This window comes from Bacillus sp. TE8-1 (assembly GCF_008368855.1).
Lineage (GTDB): Bacteria > Bacillota > Bacilli > Bacillales > Bacillaceae_G > Bacillus_A > Bacillus_A cereus.
On sequence record NZ_QPET01000012.1, the window covers coordinates 41,837 to 61,248 of the forward strand.

Here is a 19,412-nt window from a genome sequence, read left to right on the forward strand (position 1 = left end):
AGCTTTTTTTACTTCATTATTTCTTTTCTTCTTTTTTATCGTCAGCTTTTTTCTCTTCGAAAAGATCTTTTAAATCTTTATCGTCAACTTTTACGTCAGCTTTTTTGATTTCTTTCATCATAAGATCGTTCATGAATGCAGCATCTTGTGCTTTCTTCTGAACTAGATCTTTTTTGATGTCGCCTTTTACTTCATCAAATGGTTTTTGTTCTTTAATGTCTGTTACTTTAATGATGTGGTAACCGAATTGTGATTTCACAGGTTCGCTTACTTCATCTTTTTTCAGCTTGTAAGCAGCATCTTCGAATTCTTTAACCATTTTACCAGCAGTAAAGTAGCCAAGGTCTCCGCCTTTTTCTTTTGAACCAGTATCTTCAGAGTATTGTTTCGCTAACTCTTCGAAAGATTTACCTTGTCCAAGTTCTTCTTTTACCTTTTTCGCAGTAGCTTCATCTTTTACAAGAATGTGGCTTGCTTTAATTTCAGGCTTGTAGTTTTCTTTTAGTTCTTTATCAGTGATTGTTTTCTCGATAGCTTTTTCTTGAGCTAATTGAGCACGCACACCAGTTTTTATAGTTTCTTCTTTAATACCTTGTTGTTTTAATAGTGTATCGAATTGATCACCGTATTGTTTTTTCATTTCATCGAACTTTTTGTCTACATCTTTGTCTTCAACTTTGTAGTTTTTAATAAGTACTTTTTCCATAACCATGTTGTTTAGTACTTGTTTACCAGCTTGTGTCTTCATTTGATCGTAGAATTCTTCTTTTGTAATGTCACCAGCTTTAGATGTAACAATTTTGTCTGATGATGATGTTCCACATGCTGATAATGCGATTACACTTGTTGCGGCTAAGGCAAGCATAGCTTTCTTCATTCGATAAACACTCCTACTATTATGTATTTTTAATTTATCCTACACCAATGAATTTTGATTCATAAGAGCCCGATTAAGTCTCACTGATACTTTTGCTTTTTTATATTGGTAAAGCGCGCTTAACAGGGCTTACCGAGGCTGAGGATAAAGTTTTGATGAATGTTTTGTTCTATAGTATAAGCAATATGTACAAAATTTAATATATCATATTTCGAACCGTTTTCATATTGATAAAGAAAAATTAACCAGCACGTGTCAGATTTTGAAAGTGTGCCATATTGGGCGTATGCCGCATATACAGAATAGAGGAGGGGATGGGGATGAATTCTCAACTTATTTTATTACTTGTACTGTTTATTTTATTGGTTATTGTAGGTATAATTTGCTTATAGAGGAAAAAAGTGAGGAAGGGGCTTTCCTTCCTCACTTTCCATGAAATATAATTTCTATATAACTAGAAATTAATAAAATTGTTATACATACATTAATAACCCGAAAGACACCGGGCTGGCGGCTCGCAGCTATTTGTTTTCGTTCACACAGTGTATGTGTCATGAAATTCGTGTAAAATATAACAAGAAGTGCGAATGCGACAAAAACAACTGTTATAAGTGTCATGAGGCGAGACCTCCTTTTGGCTAAAATACATATACATATATTGTATCACACGATATTTTGTTCGTGTTACAAAATTCAGAAATAGAAGACTTTGTGTTAGAAAGTGAGGGAGAAAATGGACGTTGTTAGAAGATTAGAACAAGCTGAATACTATGTAGACCTACTATTTAAAATGATTGATGAAGAGAAGTGTCCATTTTATTCTTTGATCATAAAGAAAAAAGCTCGTAAAAAAGATATTGAACGTATACTAAATCTTTGTGAAAAACTGAACGAGCAATATGTAGTGGAGAAAGCAGAAGGGCTTCTTTTGTTCGATGCGCTGTTAGATCAATTTGAAAAAGCGCTTCCACATCAGCTCGAAGTACACGAAACTGCGGAAGCGCTAGCAAAACAAGGTTTATTTAAGCCGCTTATGAATGAATTCTTAAGCATGATTGCGAAAAAATAAATAGATTATTTCTTAACTAACTTTTGATCGGATTCTGTAAAGTTCTCTTCAATATCTTCTAATGATTTCTCAAAAATATCGATAAAGTCTTGTCCGTAAATATTACGCAGGATTGCAATCAGTTCGATATTTTCTGGGAACTTCCCATAAAAATTACGAAGTGCAAGAGCCCCATTAAACACTGAATTATTTTCAGGATCATACTCCTCCATTAAGCGAAGTAGTAATTCTTCCCCTTTGTCTGTAATTTCAATGTACGTATTTCGTTTATCATCTTCCTTTTTTGAGAATACAAGATAGCCACGTTCTTCTAGCTTTTTAGAGAAGTTAAACGCCGTTGATACGTGCATAACTCCAAACTTAGCAATCTCAGAAATAGAAGCCCCTTTTAAATGATAAGCGATTGTTAAAATATGATGTTCATTAATATTTAAATCGTAAGGTTTAATCCACTGCTGCCAATCTTTCTCTACACATTTCCATAACGCTTTCGATAATTGAGCAATGCGTTGGCTGAAAATCATCGCTTCTTTTACCGAGTAATCTTTTTCTCCACTTTTCATTTACTCACCCACTTTAACATTCTTTTTTCATTACTATCTATTATGCCAGTAAAATAAAAATTAATAAAGTCTTTTTGTGAGAATTGTGAAAATTTTTCGGAAAAATGACATTCTATACAAATCATGCATAACTATGGAAGCGTTTTATGAGTCGTGAATACATACGTTGTCCTTACATGTTAAGTGATAACATATATTGTAAATGCATAAAAACACGGCATATCTATATGACATGCCGTGTCAAGGTCAATTTATATAAAAAATATTTGTTATATGCAAAAAACTAAGCAGGAATTTGTTTACGCTTTTTCTGGAACAGCTTCTTGTAGTTTCTCAATTGACTTTTGGATGTCCAAAATTTCTTTCTCAATATGGCGCTTGTTTTGAGAAATATCTTGCTTCCAGTTAGAAAGTGTATCGTGCATATCGTCTTTTAATTCTTGGAACACTTCTTTACCTTCTGAAGCAGTTTCAACGATTTGACGTTTTAATAATTTCGTATCAGCTGTAATATCAGCTAAAGTCTTTTTAATATCATTTCCTTTTTCTTTTAACTTGCCGCGCATGTCTTTACCAGAAGAAGGAGTTGAGAAAAGAACAGCTAGTCCAGCAACTGCTCCGCCGCAAATAACACCTGTAATAAAGGATTTAGCTTTTGACATAAAAGGAGACCTCCTTATTTTTTGTTCGTATTCATGATGGGAAAATATGCATATCTTTCTTATATGTGCTATGCACAAACAATCATCCCTGAGCATTTTAAGTAAAGAAACAAGCCATGCGGAATTTGATGACTTCAGGGAAGTGGCTTGTTATGTATTACGCCTTCTTATAGTGTCATTATTTCACACTATTTGCAATTGTACTTGCGATGTTTTGTAAATTTTCCATAGTGTATTCATTTTGGTGTGATTTCCAAACAGCACCGAAACCATCTTTTTCACCGTAGCGTGGAATTAAATGAAGGTGGAAGTGGAACACAGTTTGTCCAGCTTTTTCACCGTTATTGTTAAGTAGGTTAAAGCCAACTGGATTAAACTCTGCTTTAATCGCATTTGCGATTTTTGGAACGACAGAAAAAATGTGTGATGCGATTTCTGGCGTTAACGCAAAAATGTCTTGTTTGTGAACTTTCGGAATAACAAGAGTATGTCCTTTTGTTACTTGACTAATATCTAAAAATGCAAGCACATGTTCATCTTCGTATACTTTTGAGCAAGGGATTTGCCCGTCAATGATTTTACAAAAAATACAATTGTCTGCTGTATGATTCATTGATCTCATCCTTTCAAATATCCTTAGCCGTATTTTACCATAATTACATAAGAGAACAAACACGAAAAACAGGAAGCTGACTCAGCTTCCTGTTTTCTGAAGAGGGATTGAAAAAGCATTATCGTAATTTACGTTTCGCAGACACCTCATTTATTTAAGAAATGCACGGTAAATCGGCTAAAGTTTCTGCCGCAGACACCCCATTTTCAAGTGAAATGAATTGCAATCTTTTTTAAAATGAAATTGTTTATTTTTTAAAACAGTATATGCTCTTTCAGAGACACCCCGTTTCGAAAATGAAACAAATGATCTGGTTATGTGTAAATTTCATTGTCCAACTTGGACACCCCATTTCATGATGACTTCACTATGTTGTTGTACTCATCAATTGGTGGTTGCTTTTTCAATGTGTTCCTTCTTCAATAATTATGATGTCCGCTTTCGGGAAATTATATGCTAATAAATTTAAAAATTTTTTTTGAGTACATGGATACTATGTAGTACAGCATAATTTTTGGTAAGATGAATATAGAATGAATACTAATGAAGAAAGTGGTGTCGTATGAGCGAGTTATTGCGTGTAGAAAATGTTACAGGAGGATATACGAAACGACCTGTATTAAAAGACGTTTCGTTCTCTGTTAATAAAGGCGAACTTGTCGGCTTAATCGGTTTAAATGGAGCTGGTAAAAGTACGACGATTAAACATATTATCGGTTTAATGGAACCGAAAAAAGGAACTGTCACAATTAATGGGAAAACAATTCGTGATGATATGACAGCGTACCGTTCTAGCTTTTCATTTATTCCGGAAACGCCGGTATTATATGATGAATTAACGTTAGAAGAGCATTTGAAATTAACAGCTATGGCGTACGGCGTGGATGAAAAACAATATGAAGAACGTGTAGGACAACTACTACAAGAGTTTCGTATGAAAAATCGTTTAAAATGGTTTCCATCTCATTTCTCAAAAGGGATGAAACAAAAAGTAATGATTATGAGCGCATTTTTAGTGGAGCCATCTCTTTATATAGTAGATGAACCTTTCGTTGGATTAGATCCGTTAGCGATTCAATCCCTTCTTCAAATGATGGACCAAATGAAAAAGAGTGGTGCCGGTATTTTAATGAGCACACATATTTTAGCGACGGCAGAGCGTTATTGTGATTCGTTCATTATTTTGCATCAAGGTGAAGTAAGAGCGAAGGGAACGCTATCTGAACTGCAATCACAGTTTAATATGCCAGGTGCAACGTTAGATGATATTTACATCGCGCTAACAAAGGAAGAAGATTATGAATAGCACAGCGTTATGGAAAGAACGATTTCGTCACTTTCTAAAAGAAGTTCGTACATATAGTAAATACGTATTTAATGATCATTTGAAATTTATTTTCGTGTTCATCATCGGTGCGGGAGCGTATTATTACCAGCAATGGTTACAAACGTTAACAACTTCGTTTCCAACTGCGCTCGTAATGGCAGTATTAATTGGACTCGTGTTAACGGCTGGATCCATTCAAACGTTATTAAAAGAAGCGGATCTCGTTTACTTGCTGCCAGTTGAACAAAAATTAAAACCATACTTTACAAAGGCGTTTCTTTTTACGTTTATGATTCAGTTGTACATAATCGCAATTGTAGCGGCAGCGCTTGCTCCGTTATACTTCCAACAAATGAAGCAAACAGGAGCTGGCTACATATGGATCGTACTCGCATTTGTCATTGTAAAAGCGTGGAATTTATTTGTAGCGTGGGAAAAGTCATTTTTAACAGATCAAAATATACAAAGGGCTGATTGGTTCATTCGTTTTATCCTAAACGGTTTATTTGTATATTTCCTTGTAGAACGTACTTCAGTTCTTTTCATTGGTGGAATCGTCCTTCTCATGGTGTTATACCTTGCTATCATGCATCAAATGGTAAAGGGAAAGCCACTAAACTGGGAGTATTTAATTTCTGAAGAAGGTAAGAAGATGATGCTGCTGTACCGCATCGCGAACATGTTCGTTGATGTACCAGCATTAAAAGAAAGAGTAGCACGCAGAAAATGGCTCGATTTCATTCTTTCGATGATTGGTGAAAAGCGTACATATTTATACTTATATACGAGAACGTTTTTAAGATCAGGTAACTATTTTGGATTATATGTGCGTTTGCTCGCTCTTGGAGGAGTTATTTTGTACTTCATTCCGTTTTTATATGGACGATTTATCGTAAGCCTTATTTTCCTATACTTAATCGGTTATCAGCTCTTAACTTTATGGAAACATCACCGCATGAAGATTTGGCTTGATTTGTATCCGGTAGGGGGAGAAGAGAAGAAGAAAGATTTTCTTACTTTATTAAACGCGATTCTAATCATCGGGAGCGTAATCTTTACAGTTATATTTGCACTAGCAACGAAAGATTTCATGATGACAGGAATTTTACTTATCGTAAGCATATTATTTAGTATCGGTTTCGTTTACCAATACGGGGCGAAGCGCATTGAGCGTTTAAATTGAAAGGAATGAACCTATGATTACATACGAAGAGAAGGTTATAAAAGAATTAGAGCAGTGGAAAGCTACATTCATGAAAGATTCTTCTATGATGACACGGTTCTCCAAAAAAGTGCAGACGAAGGTGCAACAGCTCATTCCGGCGAAAGTACAAAAGGTACTAACAGAGACGATTCGTATGATGGTGCAAACGATTAGCGCCGGGTCAAACTTTATAAAGCCGAAACTAAAAGAGACGACATGGTCACTGCAAAGACGTGACGATGAAGTTCGTAAAAAAATGGATGAGTACAAAAAAATAGCAGCGGCAGAAGGAGCAGGGACTGGAGCTGGTGGTATTCTCCTCGGTCTTGCTGACTTTCCGCTTTTACTTACAATTAAAATTAAATTTTTATTCGATGCAGCGACATTGTACGGATTTGATACGAGTAAACAAGAAGAGCGTCTTTTTATCCTTCACGTTTTCCAACTTGCCTTTTCAAGTGACGATCACCGAAAAGAAATATGGAAAGCAATCGAAACGTGGGATACAGAAAAAGAAAATCATATGGACTGGGAAAAGTTCCAAACAGAGTACCGAGACTATATTGATTTAGCGAAAATGCTTCAGCTCGTACCAGTAATCGGTGCCCCAGTCGGCGCATATGCGAACTATCAATTACTGCAAAGGCTTGGAGAAGTGGCGATGAATTGTTATCGTATGCGATTGCTGAATAGAGATTAAAAACAAGGCGTCCTACATATGTAATGTAGGACGCCTTTTCTTAGAAGCTAAGTCCGATATAGCTAATTCCAGCTATAATCAATACGATAAAAAGTACAATGATTAATGAAAATCCGCTCTTACCAGCTTGTCCCGCTTCACCGCCGCCATTACCACCACTACCGCCATTACCACCAAGTCCCATATGATATCCTCCTTATTCTTATATGTTGCTTTTACTTTATAACTTTCTGTATTTTCCAATAAATACCTTCTGTAGTGCTAACTAAATTGAAAATCATTTCGTTTTGTTTTATAATTTACTTACCGAACGGTAAGTAAAAATAAGTGAGGTACAGTATGACGAAGAATTTACAAACATCGCAGAACATTGTAGAGGCATCATTTAAACTTATGGCAGAACACGGCATTGAGAAGATGAGTCTTTCCATGATTGCGAAAGAGGTAGGTATTTCAAAACCGGCTATTTACTATCATTTTTCTTCTAAAGAAGCGTTAGTTGATTTTTTATTTGAAGAGATTTTTTCTGATTATCATTTTACAAAATACTTTAATGAAGAGCGGTATACGAAAGAAAACTTTGCAGAAAAGCTAATCGCAGATGGTTTACATATGCTCTCTGAGTATGAAGGGCAAGAAGGAATACTACGCGTTATCAATGAATTTATCGTAACTGCATCGCGAAATGAAAAGTATCAGAAACGTTTATTTGAAATACAAGAGGATTTTTTGCATGGTTTCCATGATTTATTGAAGAAAGGCGCGAGACTGGGCGTTGTGTCACAACATGAAACGGAAGAAAATGCTCATACGCTAGCGCTCGTGATCGATAATATGAGCAACTATATGCTCATGGGATTCCAGTTAAAGTATAAAGAAATTTGGATTCGAAATGTGAAAAACGTAATGAAGGAGGAGTAAAAATGAAAATGCAAAAAAACTGGTGGCTCGGTTTTCTTGGATTTATTGGGGTTTATAAAATACCAGGTATGATTGAAGCTTTTCAAGCGGATGGAAATTGGATGAAGTTAATCGGTTTCATTTGGCTACTTTGGTTCGGATATTTTATTCCTGAGAAGAAAGAAGATTAAATTCCAATTTTCTGTAAAGTTACGTAAAATATAGATTGAGAGTATTCATATATTAGATTACTAGATTTGGAGTGGTTACATGGATCCATTGAAAAATGAAATTCACCCTGACATGGTCAAGGTGTGGAAAGCGCGTTCTTTAATTGAGCTAGGAATCAGTATTATAGTCATTTTTGCATATCTTTTCTTTATGATTAAGTTTAATTGGTGGGCTTGGATTTTCTATGTGCTCATCGGATTAACAATCGTATATACACCGTTTGATTACTTTACGTTTCCGAAACTACGTCAACGTTATTACAGCTACCAACTAAATGAAGAAGAACTTGAAATTCAGCATGGCCTTTTCGTTGTTAAGCGCGTATTAGTGCCGATGATTCGTGTACAGCACGTAACGATTGAACAAGGGCCAATTATGAGAAAATACGGATTAGCAGAATTACACATTTCAACAGCAGCAACTTCTCATAGCATCCCAGGTTTAACGATGTATGAAGCTGAAATGTTGAAAACGAAAATCGCAGAATTAGCGAAAGTGAGTGATGAGGATGTATAAAAGGCAGCATCCAATCACGATGTTATTAGAGTTAAAAATAACAGACTTTATACCACTCATTATTTTCATGTTTAGCTTAAACGGAAAGTTCCCGTTTTGGTATTTAATTCCCGCTGCATTCGGTTTACTCACCGTCTTTTCAGCGTTTGAAAAATGGTATTACACAACATACTGGGTTGAAAATAACGTATTACATGTGAAACAAGGTCTCTTTGTGAAAAAGGAGAGCTACTTAAATAAAGAACGTGTTCAAACGATTAATACAAGTTCTAACGTACTATATCAAATGCTCGGTTTGAAAAAAATTCAGATTGAAACAGCTGGCGGAGGCGATGAAGCAGAAGTTAGCTTAGCTGGAATTACGGTAGAAGAAGCGACAGAGCTTATCGCAATGTTAAATGAGTCGGCTTCAGAATTGAAAGTAGAAAAAACATTAGAAGAAGTAGAAGTAAAAGAAATTATTACAGAGGAAAAACAAGCGAGAGAATACAAATTAACGTGGAAAGAGATTTTAATAGCCTCTGTTACATCTGGTCAATTTGGATTATTATTCTCATTAATCTTTTTTGTGTATCACCAAGTAGATGAGTACATTCCGAAATGGATAGAGAATAGCATAAAGTCGTATGTAATGGAACATGATATATATGGCTGGATTTTGATGATAGCTATTTTGCTCGTCCTTTCGTGGATTATATCGACAATTGGTTATGCGCTAAAACATGGAGATTTCACAGTGAATCGAAGAAATGACGAAGTCCGTATTTCGCAAGGATTACTGGAGAAAAAAGAACTCGTACTAAAATTGCACCGTATTCAAGGGATTACGATAAAAGAAGGTATTTTACGCCAACCGTTCGGTTATTGTGCTGTGCAAGTAGAAGTCATTCAAAGTAAGGGAGCGGGTGACGAAAAAGAAAAAGTTACACTGCATCCTATCATTCGAAAAGATCGAGTGCAACAGTTACTCGCGCATTTACAATTACCATACGAACTGAATGCAAATATTACTTCGTTACCAAAAGCAGCATTGCGCCGCTATCTCATTGATAGTTTCATCTTTTTCGCTATGCTCGCAATCCCGCTTACTGGAATAGGCATATACTTTGAAAAGTATTACATCATGTGGGCATTACTACCGCTCGCAATCTTTATCTTTACACTTGGATACGCAACATTTAAAACAAATGGTTACAGTGTTAACGGAGAACAAATTACACTTGTCTATCGTAGCGTCGGAAAATATACAGGACTTATTAGAAGAAGACACGTCCAATCAATGGAGAAGACACAATCATATTTCCAGCGCCGTGCGGATTTATGTACGTATAAGTTTTCGAGTGCATCATCTAGTTACAAAATAGAGCATACGAGAGTAGAAGATGCGGAGAGAATGCAGGATTGGTATAAGAAGAAGTTAAGTGAGAATTAAGTGGAACGGCTCGCCTTTCGCGGAAGACGGGCTATTTTTTTATGCGAAAATAATGAATAATATATGTAAAGAAACAAGCGAGGTGAATGAGAGTGAGCAAATTTTTAATACCGTATTCATTTTCTATATTAAGTTTCTTTATTTCAGCAACAGCACTTGATTTATATGATAGGATGGGAAACAATAGTGAGCTGGTTTCGCCGAACATAATTGGAAAGATAATTCAATCTACTGCGCAAATGGGAGTCCTTACATTGTATTTCGGAGTACCTATTATTTTAGGTGGCTGTCTACTTGGTGAGCTATTGTTTAGAGGTATCATTTTACGATTTAAACTCAGCTATATTATATCTTTATTATTATATCTACTTTTAGCTTTTAGTATTGTTTCTGTAACGGTTGGAATTCCAACTACATATGAGGATTCTAATACTACTTTCATGGTAATAACTATGATTTGCGCTGTTACATTCTTTATGGGCCGGAATATATGGGAGAAAAAAGAAATGAATAATGGAGTAACAGAATGAAATATACATGTCCGTGCTGCGGGTATAGAACAATAGAAGAAGAACCACCAGGTACATATGAAATTTGTAATATATGTTACTGGGAAGATGATGAGGTACAGTTTAACGATCCTGACTTTGAAGGCGGTGCAAATGAAGTCTCGTTAAGACAAGCACAGAAAAATTTTATTGCATTTGGTGCTTGCGAAGAATGTTTTATTGGATTAGTTAGAAAACCGACTAGTGAAGATGTGAAGGATGCTAGTTGGCAGCGAATTTGTTAAGTAAAATGTTATTACTCAATTCAATGGGAGTAATAACATTTTTTATTTAGTGCTGAAAGAATTACTGCCATCTTAAAGTAATAGGAAGGACTAAATCGGTAAATTTTATTAATGGATATATTAGGAATGAATATGAAAGTATAGATGTATAGTCAATGTTGTGTATTTGATGTTATCATATTGAATGATATGGAAATTTTTAATAGAATAAGTAACTAAAAATTCAAAGGTAATGAAGCTTTTGTTGTATAAAGAAAATACTTAGTAGTAATCAACAATATTAAAAATAAGATTCGTATTTATATAAATTTAGTAGAAATGGGGTTTTAAAAAGGAATGAGTATAAGCATAACGCGGCAAAAGATTTTGGCGGCCGCTTCTCAAATTGTGCAATGTAAAGGGGTTGCTAAATTAACCTTAGAAGCAGTGGCAAAAGAGGCGGGTGTAAGTAAAGGTGGATTATTGTATCACTTTTCAAATAAAGAAGCTTTAATAGAAGGTATGATAGTCAGAGGGGTAGAGGATTATGAGGGAGCCATTTACAATAAAGTAGCGGAAGACGCAGAGAAGAAAGGGAGATGGGTTCGCTCTTTTGTAGAGGAAAGATTAAATAATGAGAGAAGAACAGAAGAGTTATCTAGTAGTATGATGGCAGCATTCATGTTAAAACCTGAATTACTTGAGCCATTACAACAATCATTTCAGCAACTGCAAAAGAATATAGAAAACGATGAGATAGATGCAGTTTGTGCAACAATTATTAGATTAGCAGCAGATGGATTATGGTATTCGGAATATTTAGGGGTTGGAAGACTAAGCCCTGAGTTAAGAGAAAAAGTGATTCAAGCTCTTATTAGGAATTCATATAAATAGAATATACGAACTATATAATGTAAAAATAATTCACCGTTGCTTCTTTAATGTAGTGGTGAATTATTTTTTTTATTAGAAAAATAGAACAATTTTATAGAGTATTGAATTATAACCGTCCAGACGGTATAGTAATATTTGGTTTAAGAGGAAAATGAAACAAAAAAAGAATAAAAGATATTTTTAGCACACTATTCGAAAGGATAGGCCGCAAAGCTTAGAGTCTACGGTAATACATATTGGTTACTAAGATCGTCTGGTTGCACATTTTTGATGCAACCGGACGGTCTTTTTTGTTATATAAATATAAAAAATAGGAGGGAACTATGCAAATGAAAAGTACTAAAAGACATATTTCAATGGTTTCATTAGTTTTTCTAGTATTATTTTCAGTGCTGAATGTGTGGGCTCCAGTTATTCAAGCTGCTGTGATGAAAAGTCCAGTGGACGAAATTAATATTTCCCGTACTGATGGCACGACATCTGAACCGTATCAAGCCTCAGATGGTATGAAAGTAGAAGTGAAGTGGTCAGCTAAAGAAAAAATAAAAAGTGGAGATCAATTCACAATTGATATGCCAAAAGAGTTTCGAAAAGACCTTATGAATATGAGTTTTCCTTTAAAAGATACTGAAGGAAAAATAGTTGGTACATGTGAGATGAAAAAGGGTCTATTAACGTGTACTATGGGGGATTACGTAGAAGGAAAGAATAACATTAAAGGTTCTTTATTCGTAGAATTCTACTTTGGTCTAGAAGCATATGATGGTGTTAAAGAAATTCCATTAGAATTTAACGTTGATGGTCAAATCGTCAATAAAGAAGTAAATGTAAGTAATACGACAGAGAGACCGAAGCCACAGCCCAATACAGATAATCTATTGAAATGGGGTTCTTATAATCAAGAAGATCCTTCGATTGCTGATTGGCTTGTATATGTAAATGCAACTGGAACAGAAATGCAAGATCTTAAATTAACAGATACATTAGGACCTGGGCATGAGTTAATTACAGACAGCGTAGTATTAGAAGAGGCTGTATTTGAAGATGGTTATGCACCAACAAATATTAAGCCAGCAGATTTATCTAACATTAAAATTAATGCAACAAAGGCTGGATTTACAATTGAGTTTCCAGACAGTTCAAAAGGTTATATTTTAAGATATAAAACAAAGATTACTAATCCTTCTGCAAAGCCTCATAAAAATACTGTGAAATTAGAAGGTAAAAATATTAAAACTGAAGAAAAAGTAGGACAAGTATTCGTAAGTGGTGGAGGGGGAACCGGTTCAGGTGACGATAATCCACCTAGTATTGAAAAAAATATAGTTGATGAGAATGGCAAGCTTGTAGAGAATGAGCAGCTAACACAAATGGATCAAGTGATTCAATACCAAGTTGGTACACATATACCAAACGATCCTCCTAAATACACATCAATGGTAATTCGTGATGATTTAGAAGATGTTTTAGAAGTATTAGAGGCAAAAGTATATGATCAAAATGGCCAAGATATTACTTCTAAAGGGACGTTAAAGATAGATAAGCAAAGAAGTGAAGTAACATTTACGTTTGGTGAGAATTTTGACTATAAGTCATATGAAGACCAGATAATTAATCTTAGTATCAAGGCGAAAATTAAAAATAATGCAGACTTATCTTCTTACGTAGATAAGAAGATTCCTAATAAAGCGGAATTACATTTTGATGATAAAACATTAACATCAAAAGAAGTAACTATTACGCCGCCTGAAGCTCCAAAAGACGGTACAGTATCGATTCATAAAATAGATTCTGAGAATCTGAACAAAGGGTTAAAAGGTGCCGAATTTGAAGTTCGAAATAGTGCAAATGAAGTTGTTGCAAAACTGAAAACGGACGAAAAAGGTTTTTCAGTACCTCAACCTTTAGCTCCTGGGACGTATAAAGTTTATGAAACAGTAGCACCAGAAGGATATCAAAAATTAACAAGCCCAGTAGAGGTTACACTTCAAGCTGGAGAAACAAAAACAATTGAAATTAAAAATACTATGCAAAAGGGTCAAATTGAAGTAAAGAAAATTGATTCGGAAAATGGTGAAAAACCATTAGCAAATGCAGAGTTTGATATAGTAAAAGACGGTGTAGTAGTCGAACATATTGTTACAGATAAAGATGGTAAGGCAATCTCTAAACCGTTAGCACCAGGGAAATATATTTTAAAAGAAACGAAAGCGCCTGAAGGCTACCAATTAAAAGAAGCAGAGTTCGAAGTAAATGTAACAGGGGACGGCATATTCCCAATACAAGTGGAAAATGCAATGGTAGACAAAGGTAATATAGAAATTACAAAAGTGGACAAAGAAAACGGAGCAGTATTAGCGGGTGTCGAATTTGAAGTCCAAGATGAGAAAGATGAAGTAGTAAGAAAAGTAGTAACAGATAAAGATGGAAAAGCAAACGTTTCAGATCTATCAGTAGGAAAGTACAAATTAGTAGAGACGAAAAGCTTACCAGGTTATAAAAAGCTAACAGAACCAGTACCATTTGAAATAAAAAAAGGTATGACAAAAGCTTTAGCAATAAAAGTAGAAAATGAGCAGTTAGACAAAGGCTCAGTAGAAATTATAAAAATAGATAAAGATAGCCAAAAAGTACTAGAAGGCGTAGTCTTCGAAGTGCAAGATGAGCAAGGCAAAGTAGTAACAGAAGTAAAAACAGATAAAGATGGTAAAGCAAAAATCTCTGATTTATCAGTAGGGAAGTACAAATTAGTAGAGACGAAAAGTTTACCAGGCTACAAAAAGCTAACAGATTCAGTATCATTCGAAATTACAAAAGGTATGACAACAGTCCTATCGTTGAAAGTAGAAAATGAACAGTTAGATAAAGGTTCAGTAGAAATTACAAAAATAGATAAAGACAGCAAAAAAGCATTAAAAGGCGTAGTCTTTGAAGTGCAAGATGAAGCTGGAACAGTAGTAAAGGAAGTAAAAACAGATAAAGATGGTAAAGCAAAAATCTCAGATCTATCAGTAGGAAAGTACAAATTAGTAGAGAAAGAAAGTTTACCAGGTTATAAGAAATTAACAGAGCCAGTATCGTTTGAAATTACAAAAGGTATGACCGAGATCTTATCATTAAAAATAGAAAATGAAATGGTAGATACGGGAAATATAGAGATAACAAAGATAGATAAAGATAATAAAGCACCGTTAGCGGGAGTAACATTCATCGTACAAGATGAAAAGGGTAAGGAAGTTAAGAAAGTAACGACAGATAAAGAAGGAAAAGCAAATGTTTCAGATTTACCTGTAGGAAAGTATGAATTAGTAGAGGTAGAAAGTTTACCTGGTTATAAAAAGTTAGAAAAACCAGTATCATTTGAAATTAAAAAAGGCATGACCGAGGTCCTATCATTGAAAGTAGAAAATGAAATGGTGGATACAGGGAATATAGAGATAACAAAAATAGATAAAGATAGTAAAGCTCCATTAGAAAATGTTGTATTTGAAGTACGTGATTCAAAAGGAAAAGTAGTTGCGAAAGTAAAAACGGATAAAGAAGGAAAAGCAAACGTTTCAGATTTATCTATTGGAAAGTATGAGTTGGTAGAAGTAGAAACACCGGCAGGATACAAACCACTAGAAAAGCCAATTTCATTCGAAATTGAAAAGGGTAGAGTAACAGCATTACAATTGACTGTAGAAAATGAATTAGTGGATACAGGAAATGTAGAAATTACAAAAGTAGATAAAGAAAATAAAGATGCTTTAGCTGATGCAGTCTTTGAAATTCAAGATGAAGCAGGACAAGTAGTCGCTAAAATAACGACAGATAAAAAAGGACAAGCACAAGTTACTAATTTATCAGTCGGCACATACAAGGTAGTAGAAGTAAAAGCACCAAAAGGATATAAACAATTAGTAGATCCGATTACTTTCCAAATTGAAAAAGGTATGACAAAATCTCTTGCTTTAACAGTAGAAAACGAAATGTTAGACAAGGGAAATGTGGAAGTAACAAAAGTAGATAAAGATAGTCAAAAAGTATTAGAAGGCGTAGTCTTCGAAGTTCAAGATGAGCAAGGCAAAGTAGTAACAGAAGTAACGACAGATAAAGATGGAAAAGCAAACGTTTCAGATCTATCAGTAGGAAAATACAAATTAGTAGAGACGAAGAGTTTACCAGGTTACAAAAAATTAACGGAACCAGTATCATTCGAAATCAAAAAAGGTATGACGAAAGTTTTATCATTGAAAGTAGAGAACGAACTGTTAGATAAAGGTTCAGTAGAAATTACAAAAGTAGACAAAGAAAGTGGCGCAGTATTAGCGGGCGTAACATTCGAAGTGCAAGATGAAAAAGGCAAAGTAGTAACAAAAGTAACGACAGATAAAGAAGGAAAAGCAACAATTTCAGATTTACCAGTAGGAAAATATAAGCTAGTAGAGGTAGAAAGCTTACCAGGATATAAAAAACTAGCGAAACCAGTATCATTCGAAATCAAAAAAGGTATGACAGAAGTTTTATCACTAAAAGTAGAGAATGAGCTAGTAGATAAAGGTTCAGTAGAAATTACAAAAGTAGATAAAGATGGTCAAAAAGCATTAGAAGGCGTAGTCTTTGAAATCCAAGATGAAGCGGGAAAAGTAGTAACAGAAGTAAAAACAGATAAAAATGGTAAAGCAAAAATCTCAGACTTATCTGTAGGAAAGTACAAATTAGTAGAGAAAGAAAGCTTACCAGGCTACAAAAAGCTAACAGAGCCAGTATCATTCGAAATTAAAAAGGGTATGACAGAAGTCTTATCATTAAAAGTAGAGAATGAACAGTTAGACAAAGGTTCAGTAGAAATTACAAAAGTAGATAAAGATAGTCAAAAAGTATTAGAAGGCGTAGTCTTCGAAGTACAAGACGACAAAGGCAAAGTAGTAACAGAAGTAAAAACAGATAAAAATGGTAAAGCAAAAATCTCAGACTTATCTGTAGGAAAGTACAAATTAGTAGAGACGAAGAGCTTACCAGGTTACAAAAAGTTAACGGAACCAGTATCATTCGAAATTAAAAAAGGTATGACAAAAGTCTTATCATTGAAAGTAGAGAACGAACAGTTAGATAAAGGTTCAGTAGAAATTACAAAAGTGGACAAAGAAAGTGGCGCAGTATTAGCGGGCGTAACATTCGAAGTGCAAGATGAAAAAGGCAAAGTAGTAACAAAAGTAACGACAGATAAAGAAGGACAAGCAACAATTTCAGATTTACCAGTAGGAAAATATAAGCTAGTAGAGGTAGAAAGCTTACCAGGATATAAAAAACTAGCGAAACCAGTATCATTCGAAATCAAAAAAGGTATGACAGAAGTTTTATCACTAAAAGTAGAGAATGAGCTAGTAGATAAAGGTTCAGTAGAAATTACAAAAGTAGATAAAGATAGTCAAAAAGCATTAGAAGGCGTAGTCTTTGAAATCCAAGATGCAGCAGGCAAAGTAGTAACAAAAGTAACAACAGATAAAGAAGGAAAAGCGAAAATTTCAGATCTATCTGTAGGAAATTACAAACTAGTAGAAGTAGAAAGCTTACCAGGCTACAAAAAGCTAGCAGAGCCAGTATCATTCGAAATTAAAAAGGGTATGACAGAAGTCTTATCATTAAAAGTAGAGAATGAACAGTTAGACAAAGGTTCAGTAGAAATCACAAAAGTAGATAAAGATAGTCAAAAAGTATTAGAAGGCGTAGTCTTCGAAGTACAAGACGACAAAGGAAAAGTAGTAACAGAAGTAAAAACAGATAAAAATGGTAAAGCAAAAATCTCAGATCTATCAGTAGGAAAGTACAAATTAGTAGAGAAAGAAAGTTTACCAGGTTACAAACAATTAACAGAACCAGTATCGTTTGAAATTACAAAAGGTATGACAGAAGTTCTATCATTAAAAATAGAAAATGAAATGGTAGATACGGGAAATGTAGAAATTACAAAAATAGATAAAGATAATAAGGCACCGTTAGCAGGTGTAGTCTTTGAAGTACAAGACGACAAAGGCAAGGTAGTAACGAAAGTAACGACAGATAAAGCTGGAAAAGCAACAGTTTCAGATTTATCAGTAGGAAAGTACAAGCTAGTAGAAGTAGAGAGTTTACCAGGCTACAAAAAATTAGAAAAGCCTGTACCATTTGAAATTACAAAAGGTATGACAAAATCTTTAGCGTTCACTGTAGAAAATGAAATGGTAGATACGGGGAATGTAGAAATCACAAAAATAGATAAAGACAGTAAAGCACCATTAGAAAATGTTGTATTTGAAGTACGTGACTCAAAAGGCAAAGTAGTTGCGAAAGTAACGACGGATAAAGAAGGAAAAGCAAACGTTTCAGATCTATCAGTAGGAAAATACAAATTAGTAGAGACGAAGAGCTTACCAGGTTACAAAAAGTTAACGGAACCAGTATCATTCGAAATTACAAAAGGTATGACAAAAGTCTTATCATTGAAAGTAGAGAACGAACAGTTAGACAAAGGTTCAGTGGAGATTACAAAAATGGCCGCTGAAAGCAAGGAAGTCTTATCAGGAGCTGTGTTTGAAGTTCATGATGAAAAGGGAAAAGTAGTAGTGAAAGTAACAACAGATAAAGATGGAAAGGCAAAAATCACAGATCTATCTGTAGGTAACTACACACTAGTAGAAGTAGAAGCACCAAAAGGATATGAAAAATTAACTAATCCAATTCCATTTGAAATTACAAATGGAATGATAAATGCAGTTCAATTAGAAGTATTAAACAAATTGAATCATTTAGCACCACCAGGTCCAGAAACACCGGATCCGGAGAAGCCTGGAACACCAGATCCAGAAAAACCTGGAACACCGAATCCAGAAAAACCTGGAACACCAAATCCAGAAAAACCTGGAACACCGGATCCGGAGAAGCCTGGAACACCAGATCCAGAAAAACCTGGAACACAGAAAAACCTGGAACACCGAATCCAGAAAAACCCGGAAAACCCAAACCCAAAAAAACCTGGAACACCGAATCCAGAAAAACCTGGAACACCGAATCCAGAAAAACCTGGAACACCGAATCCAGAAAAACCTGGAACACCAGATCCAGAAAAGCCAGGGACACCGAATCCAGAGAAACCTGAAAAAGAATTACCGAAGACAGGGCAGAAAATGCCTGTGGAACCATATATGGGAGCACTTCTTGTAATGATGAGTTTTGGGTTACTCGTATTAGGTAGAAAACAGCAGAGATAATAAAGGTGAAAAGGTATCCTCAAAGTATTTGAGGATACCTTTTTTAGCATAAAAAAAAGCATCTAGCAAAAGTACTAGATGCAAATAAAAACACAAGGGAAGACAAAATTCTTCCCTTTTCCCGTATGTAATTATATCAAAAAATTTATAAAAAACTAGCTATATTTAAAATATAATTTTTAAAAAAGTTATATACATAAATAATTGCAATACGCGCAGTTTTATCTTTCTGAAAAATCCATTTCTTTAATTTCGAATATTAAGACTAATGTTGATAAATCTTCAGATAATTAGAAAAAATAACCAAAAGGATATATAATATTGCTTAATAAATAATTTTAATGAATTACATATATTTCATTTGGTGTATTAATTGAATATCATAATTTAAAATTTTATTAAGCAAGAATCTCGGTTACT

General features: G+C 34.5%; 18 protein-coding genes and 1 riboswitch. Of the genes, 12 read left to right on the plus strand and 6 right to left on the minus strand.

The window, feature by feature from the left end; all coding sequences use genetic code 11:
• Positions 1-16: 16 nt before the first annotated feature.
• On the minus strand, positions 17-877 hold the full coding sequence (gene prsA / locus DN404_RS09625) for a peptidylprolyl isomerase PrsA (RefSeq protein ID WP_000710058.1): 861 nt from the start codon (positions 875-877) through the stop codon (positions 17-19).
• A gap of 423 nt (positions 878-1,300) precedes the next feature.
• Positions 1,301-1,495, minus strand: a complete 195-nt coding sequence (locus DN404_RS09635; protein ID WP_000172690.1) for a hypothetical protein — start codon at positions 1,493-1,495, stop codon at positions 1,301-1,303.
• Between the two features lie 115 nt (positions 1,496-1,610).
• Here DN404_RS09635 and DN404_RS09640 point away from each other — a divergent pair, with 115 nt between their 5' ends.
• The gene (locus tag DN404_RS09640) at positions 1,611-1,946 is read left to right on the plus strand and encodes a DUF1878 family protein (protein ID WP_000383655.1); all 336 of its coding nucleotides are present in this window, start codon (positions 1,611-1,613) and stop codon (positions 1,944-1,946) included.
• A gap of 5 nt (positions 1,947-1,951) precedes the next feature.
• Here DN404_RS09640 and DN404_RS09645 read toward each other — a convergent pair whose 3' ends face one another.
• The 3 genes from DN404_RS09645 to DN404_RS09655 form a co-directional block, all read right to left on the minus strand.
• Positions 1,952-2,509: an HTH-type transcriptional regulator Hpr gene (locus DN404_RS09645; protein WP_000834924.1), complete on the minus strand. Its 558-nt coding sequence runs from the start codon at positions 2,507-2,509 to the stop codon at positions 1,952-1,954.
• 299 nt (positions 2,510-2,808) lie between these two features.
• Positions 2,809-3,171, minus strand: coding sequence for a YtxH domain-containing protein (locus tag DN404_RS09650; protein WP_000030300.1), 363 nt, complete (start codon positions 3,169-3,171; stop codon positions 2,809-2,811).
• Between the two features lie 178 nt (positions 3,172-3,349).
• Positions 3,350-3,784, minus strand: coding sequence for an HIT family protein (locus DN404_RS09655; RefSeq protein WP_001016835.1), 435 nt, complete (start codon positions 3,782-3,784; stop codon positions 3,350-3,352).
• Positions 3,785-4,346: 562 nt separating this feature from the next.
• Between DN404_RS09655 and ecsA the strand changes: the two genes are divergently transcribed.
• The 3 genes from ecsA to ecsC are packed head-to-tail and all read left to right on the plus strand — an operon-like array spanning position 4,347 to position 7,015.
• On the plus strand, positions 4,347-5,090 hold the full coding sequence (ecsA, locus tag DN404_RS09660; RefSeq protein ID WP_001292603.1) for an ABC transporter ATP-binding protein EcsA: 744 nt from the start codon (positions 4,347-4,349) through the stop codon (positions 5,088-5,090).
• Complete coding sequence (gene ecsB, locus DN404_RS09665; protein ID WP_149215003.1) at positions 5,083-6,294, plus strand: ABC transporter permease EcsB; 1,212 nt, start codon at positions 5,083-5,085, stop codon at positions 6,292-6,294. The genes ecsA and ecsB overlap by 8 nt, the downstream gene beginning before the upstream one ends.
• Positions 6,295-6,307: 13 nt before the next feature.
• Positions 6,308-7,015 carry an ecs operon protein EcsC gene (ecsC, locus tag DN404_RS09670; RefSeq protein WP_149215004.1) on the plus strand — a complete coding sequence of 236 codons (708 nt, stop codon included), beginning with the start codon at positions 6,308-6,310 and terminating at the stop codon, positions 7,013-7,015.
• 40 nt (positions 7,016-7,055) lie between these two features.
• Here the strand turns inward: ecsC and DN404_RS09675 are convergent, their stop codons facing one another.
• On the minus strand, positions 7,056-7,199 hold the full coding sequence (locus DN404_RS09675; protein WP_000522758.1) for a YjcZ family sporulation protein: 144 nt from the start codon (positions 7,197-7,199) through the stop codon (positions 7,056-7,058).
• Positions 7,200-7,354: 155 nt separating this feature from the next.
• On the opposite strand from DN404_RS09675, the gene DN404_RS09680 reads away from it, so the two are divergent.
• From DN404_RS09680 to DN404_RS09710, 8 genes are all read left to right on the plus strand, one after another.
• A complete protein-coding gene (locus tag DN404_RS09680) occupies positions 7,355-7,936 on the plus strand; it encodes a TetR/AcrR family transcriptional regulator (RefSeq protein WP_000164838.1) in 582 nt (193 codons plus the stop codon).
• A 2-nt stretch (positions 7,937-7,938) separates the two neighbouring features.
• On the plus strand, positions 7,939-8,106 hold the full coding sequence (locus tag DN404_RS30495; RefSeq protein WP_000783813.1) for a hypothetical protein: 168 nt from the start codon (positions 7,939-7,941) through the stop codon (positions 8,104-8,106).
• 79 nt (positions 8,107-8,185) lie between these two features.
• Positions 8,186-8,662 carry a PH domain-containing protein gene (locus tag DN404_RS09685; RefSeq protein ID WP_000371345.1) on the plus strand — a complete coding sequence of 159 codons (477 nt, stop codon included), beginning with the start codon at positions 8,186-8,188 and terminating at the stop codon, positions 8,660-8,662.
• Positions 8,655-10,094 carry a PH domain-containing protein gene (locus DN404_RS09690; protein WP_149215005.1) on the plus strand — a complete coding sequence of 480 codons (1,440 nt, stop codon included), beginning with the start codon at positions 8,655-8,657 and terminating at the stop codon, positions 10,092-10,094. The genes DN404_RS09685 and DN404_RS09690 overlap by 8 nt, the downstream gene beginning before the upstream one ends.
• An 86-nt stretch (positions 10,095-10,180) precedes the next feature.
• Positions 10,181-10,624: a hypothetical protein gene (locus tag DN404_RS09695; protein ID WP_080350299.1), complete on the plus strand. Its 444-nt coding sequence runs from the start codon at positions 10,181-10,183 to the stop codon at positions 10,622-10,624.
• A complete protein-coding gene (locus DN404_RS09700) occupies positions 10,621-10,887 on the plus strand; it encodes a CPCC family cysteine-rich protein (protein WP_000877835.1) in 267 nt (88 codons plus the stop codon). The genes DN404_RS09695 and DN404_RS09700 overlap by 4 nt, the downstream gene beginning before the upstream one ends.
• Before the next feature lie 336 nt (positions 10,888-11,223).
• On the plus strand, positions 11,224-11,760 hold the full coding sequence (locus tag DN404_RS09705) for a TetR/AcrR family transcriptional regulator (protein WP_000028016.1): 537 nt from the start codon (positions 11,224-11,226) through the stop codon (positions 11,758-11,760).
• 172 nt (positions 11,761-11,932) lie between these two features.
• Positions 11,933-12,025, plus strand: a riboswitch (cyclic di-GMP riboswitch).
• A 58-nt stretch (positions 12,026-12,083) separates the two neighbouring features.
• Positions 12,084-18,992, plus strand: coding sequence for a SpaA isopeptide-forming pilin-related protein (locus tag DN404_RS09710; RefSeq protein ID WP_149215006.1), 6,909 nt, complete (start codon positions 12,084-12,086; stop codon positions 18,990-18,992).
• Positions 18,993-19,412: the final 420 nt, after the last annotated feature.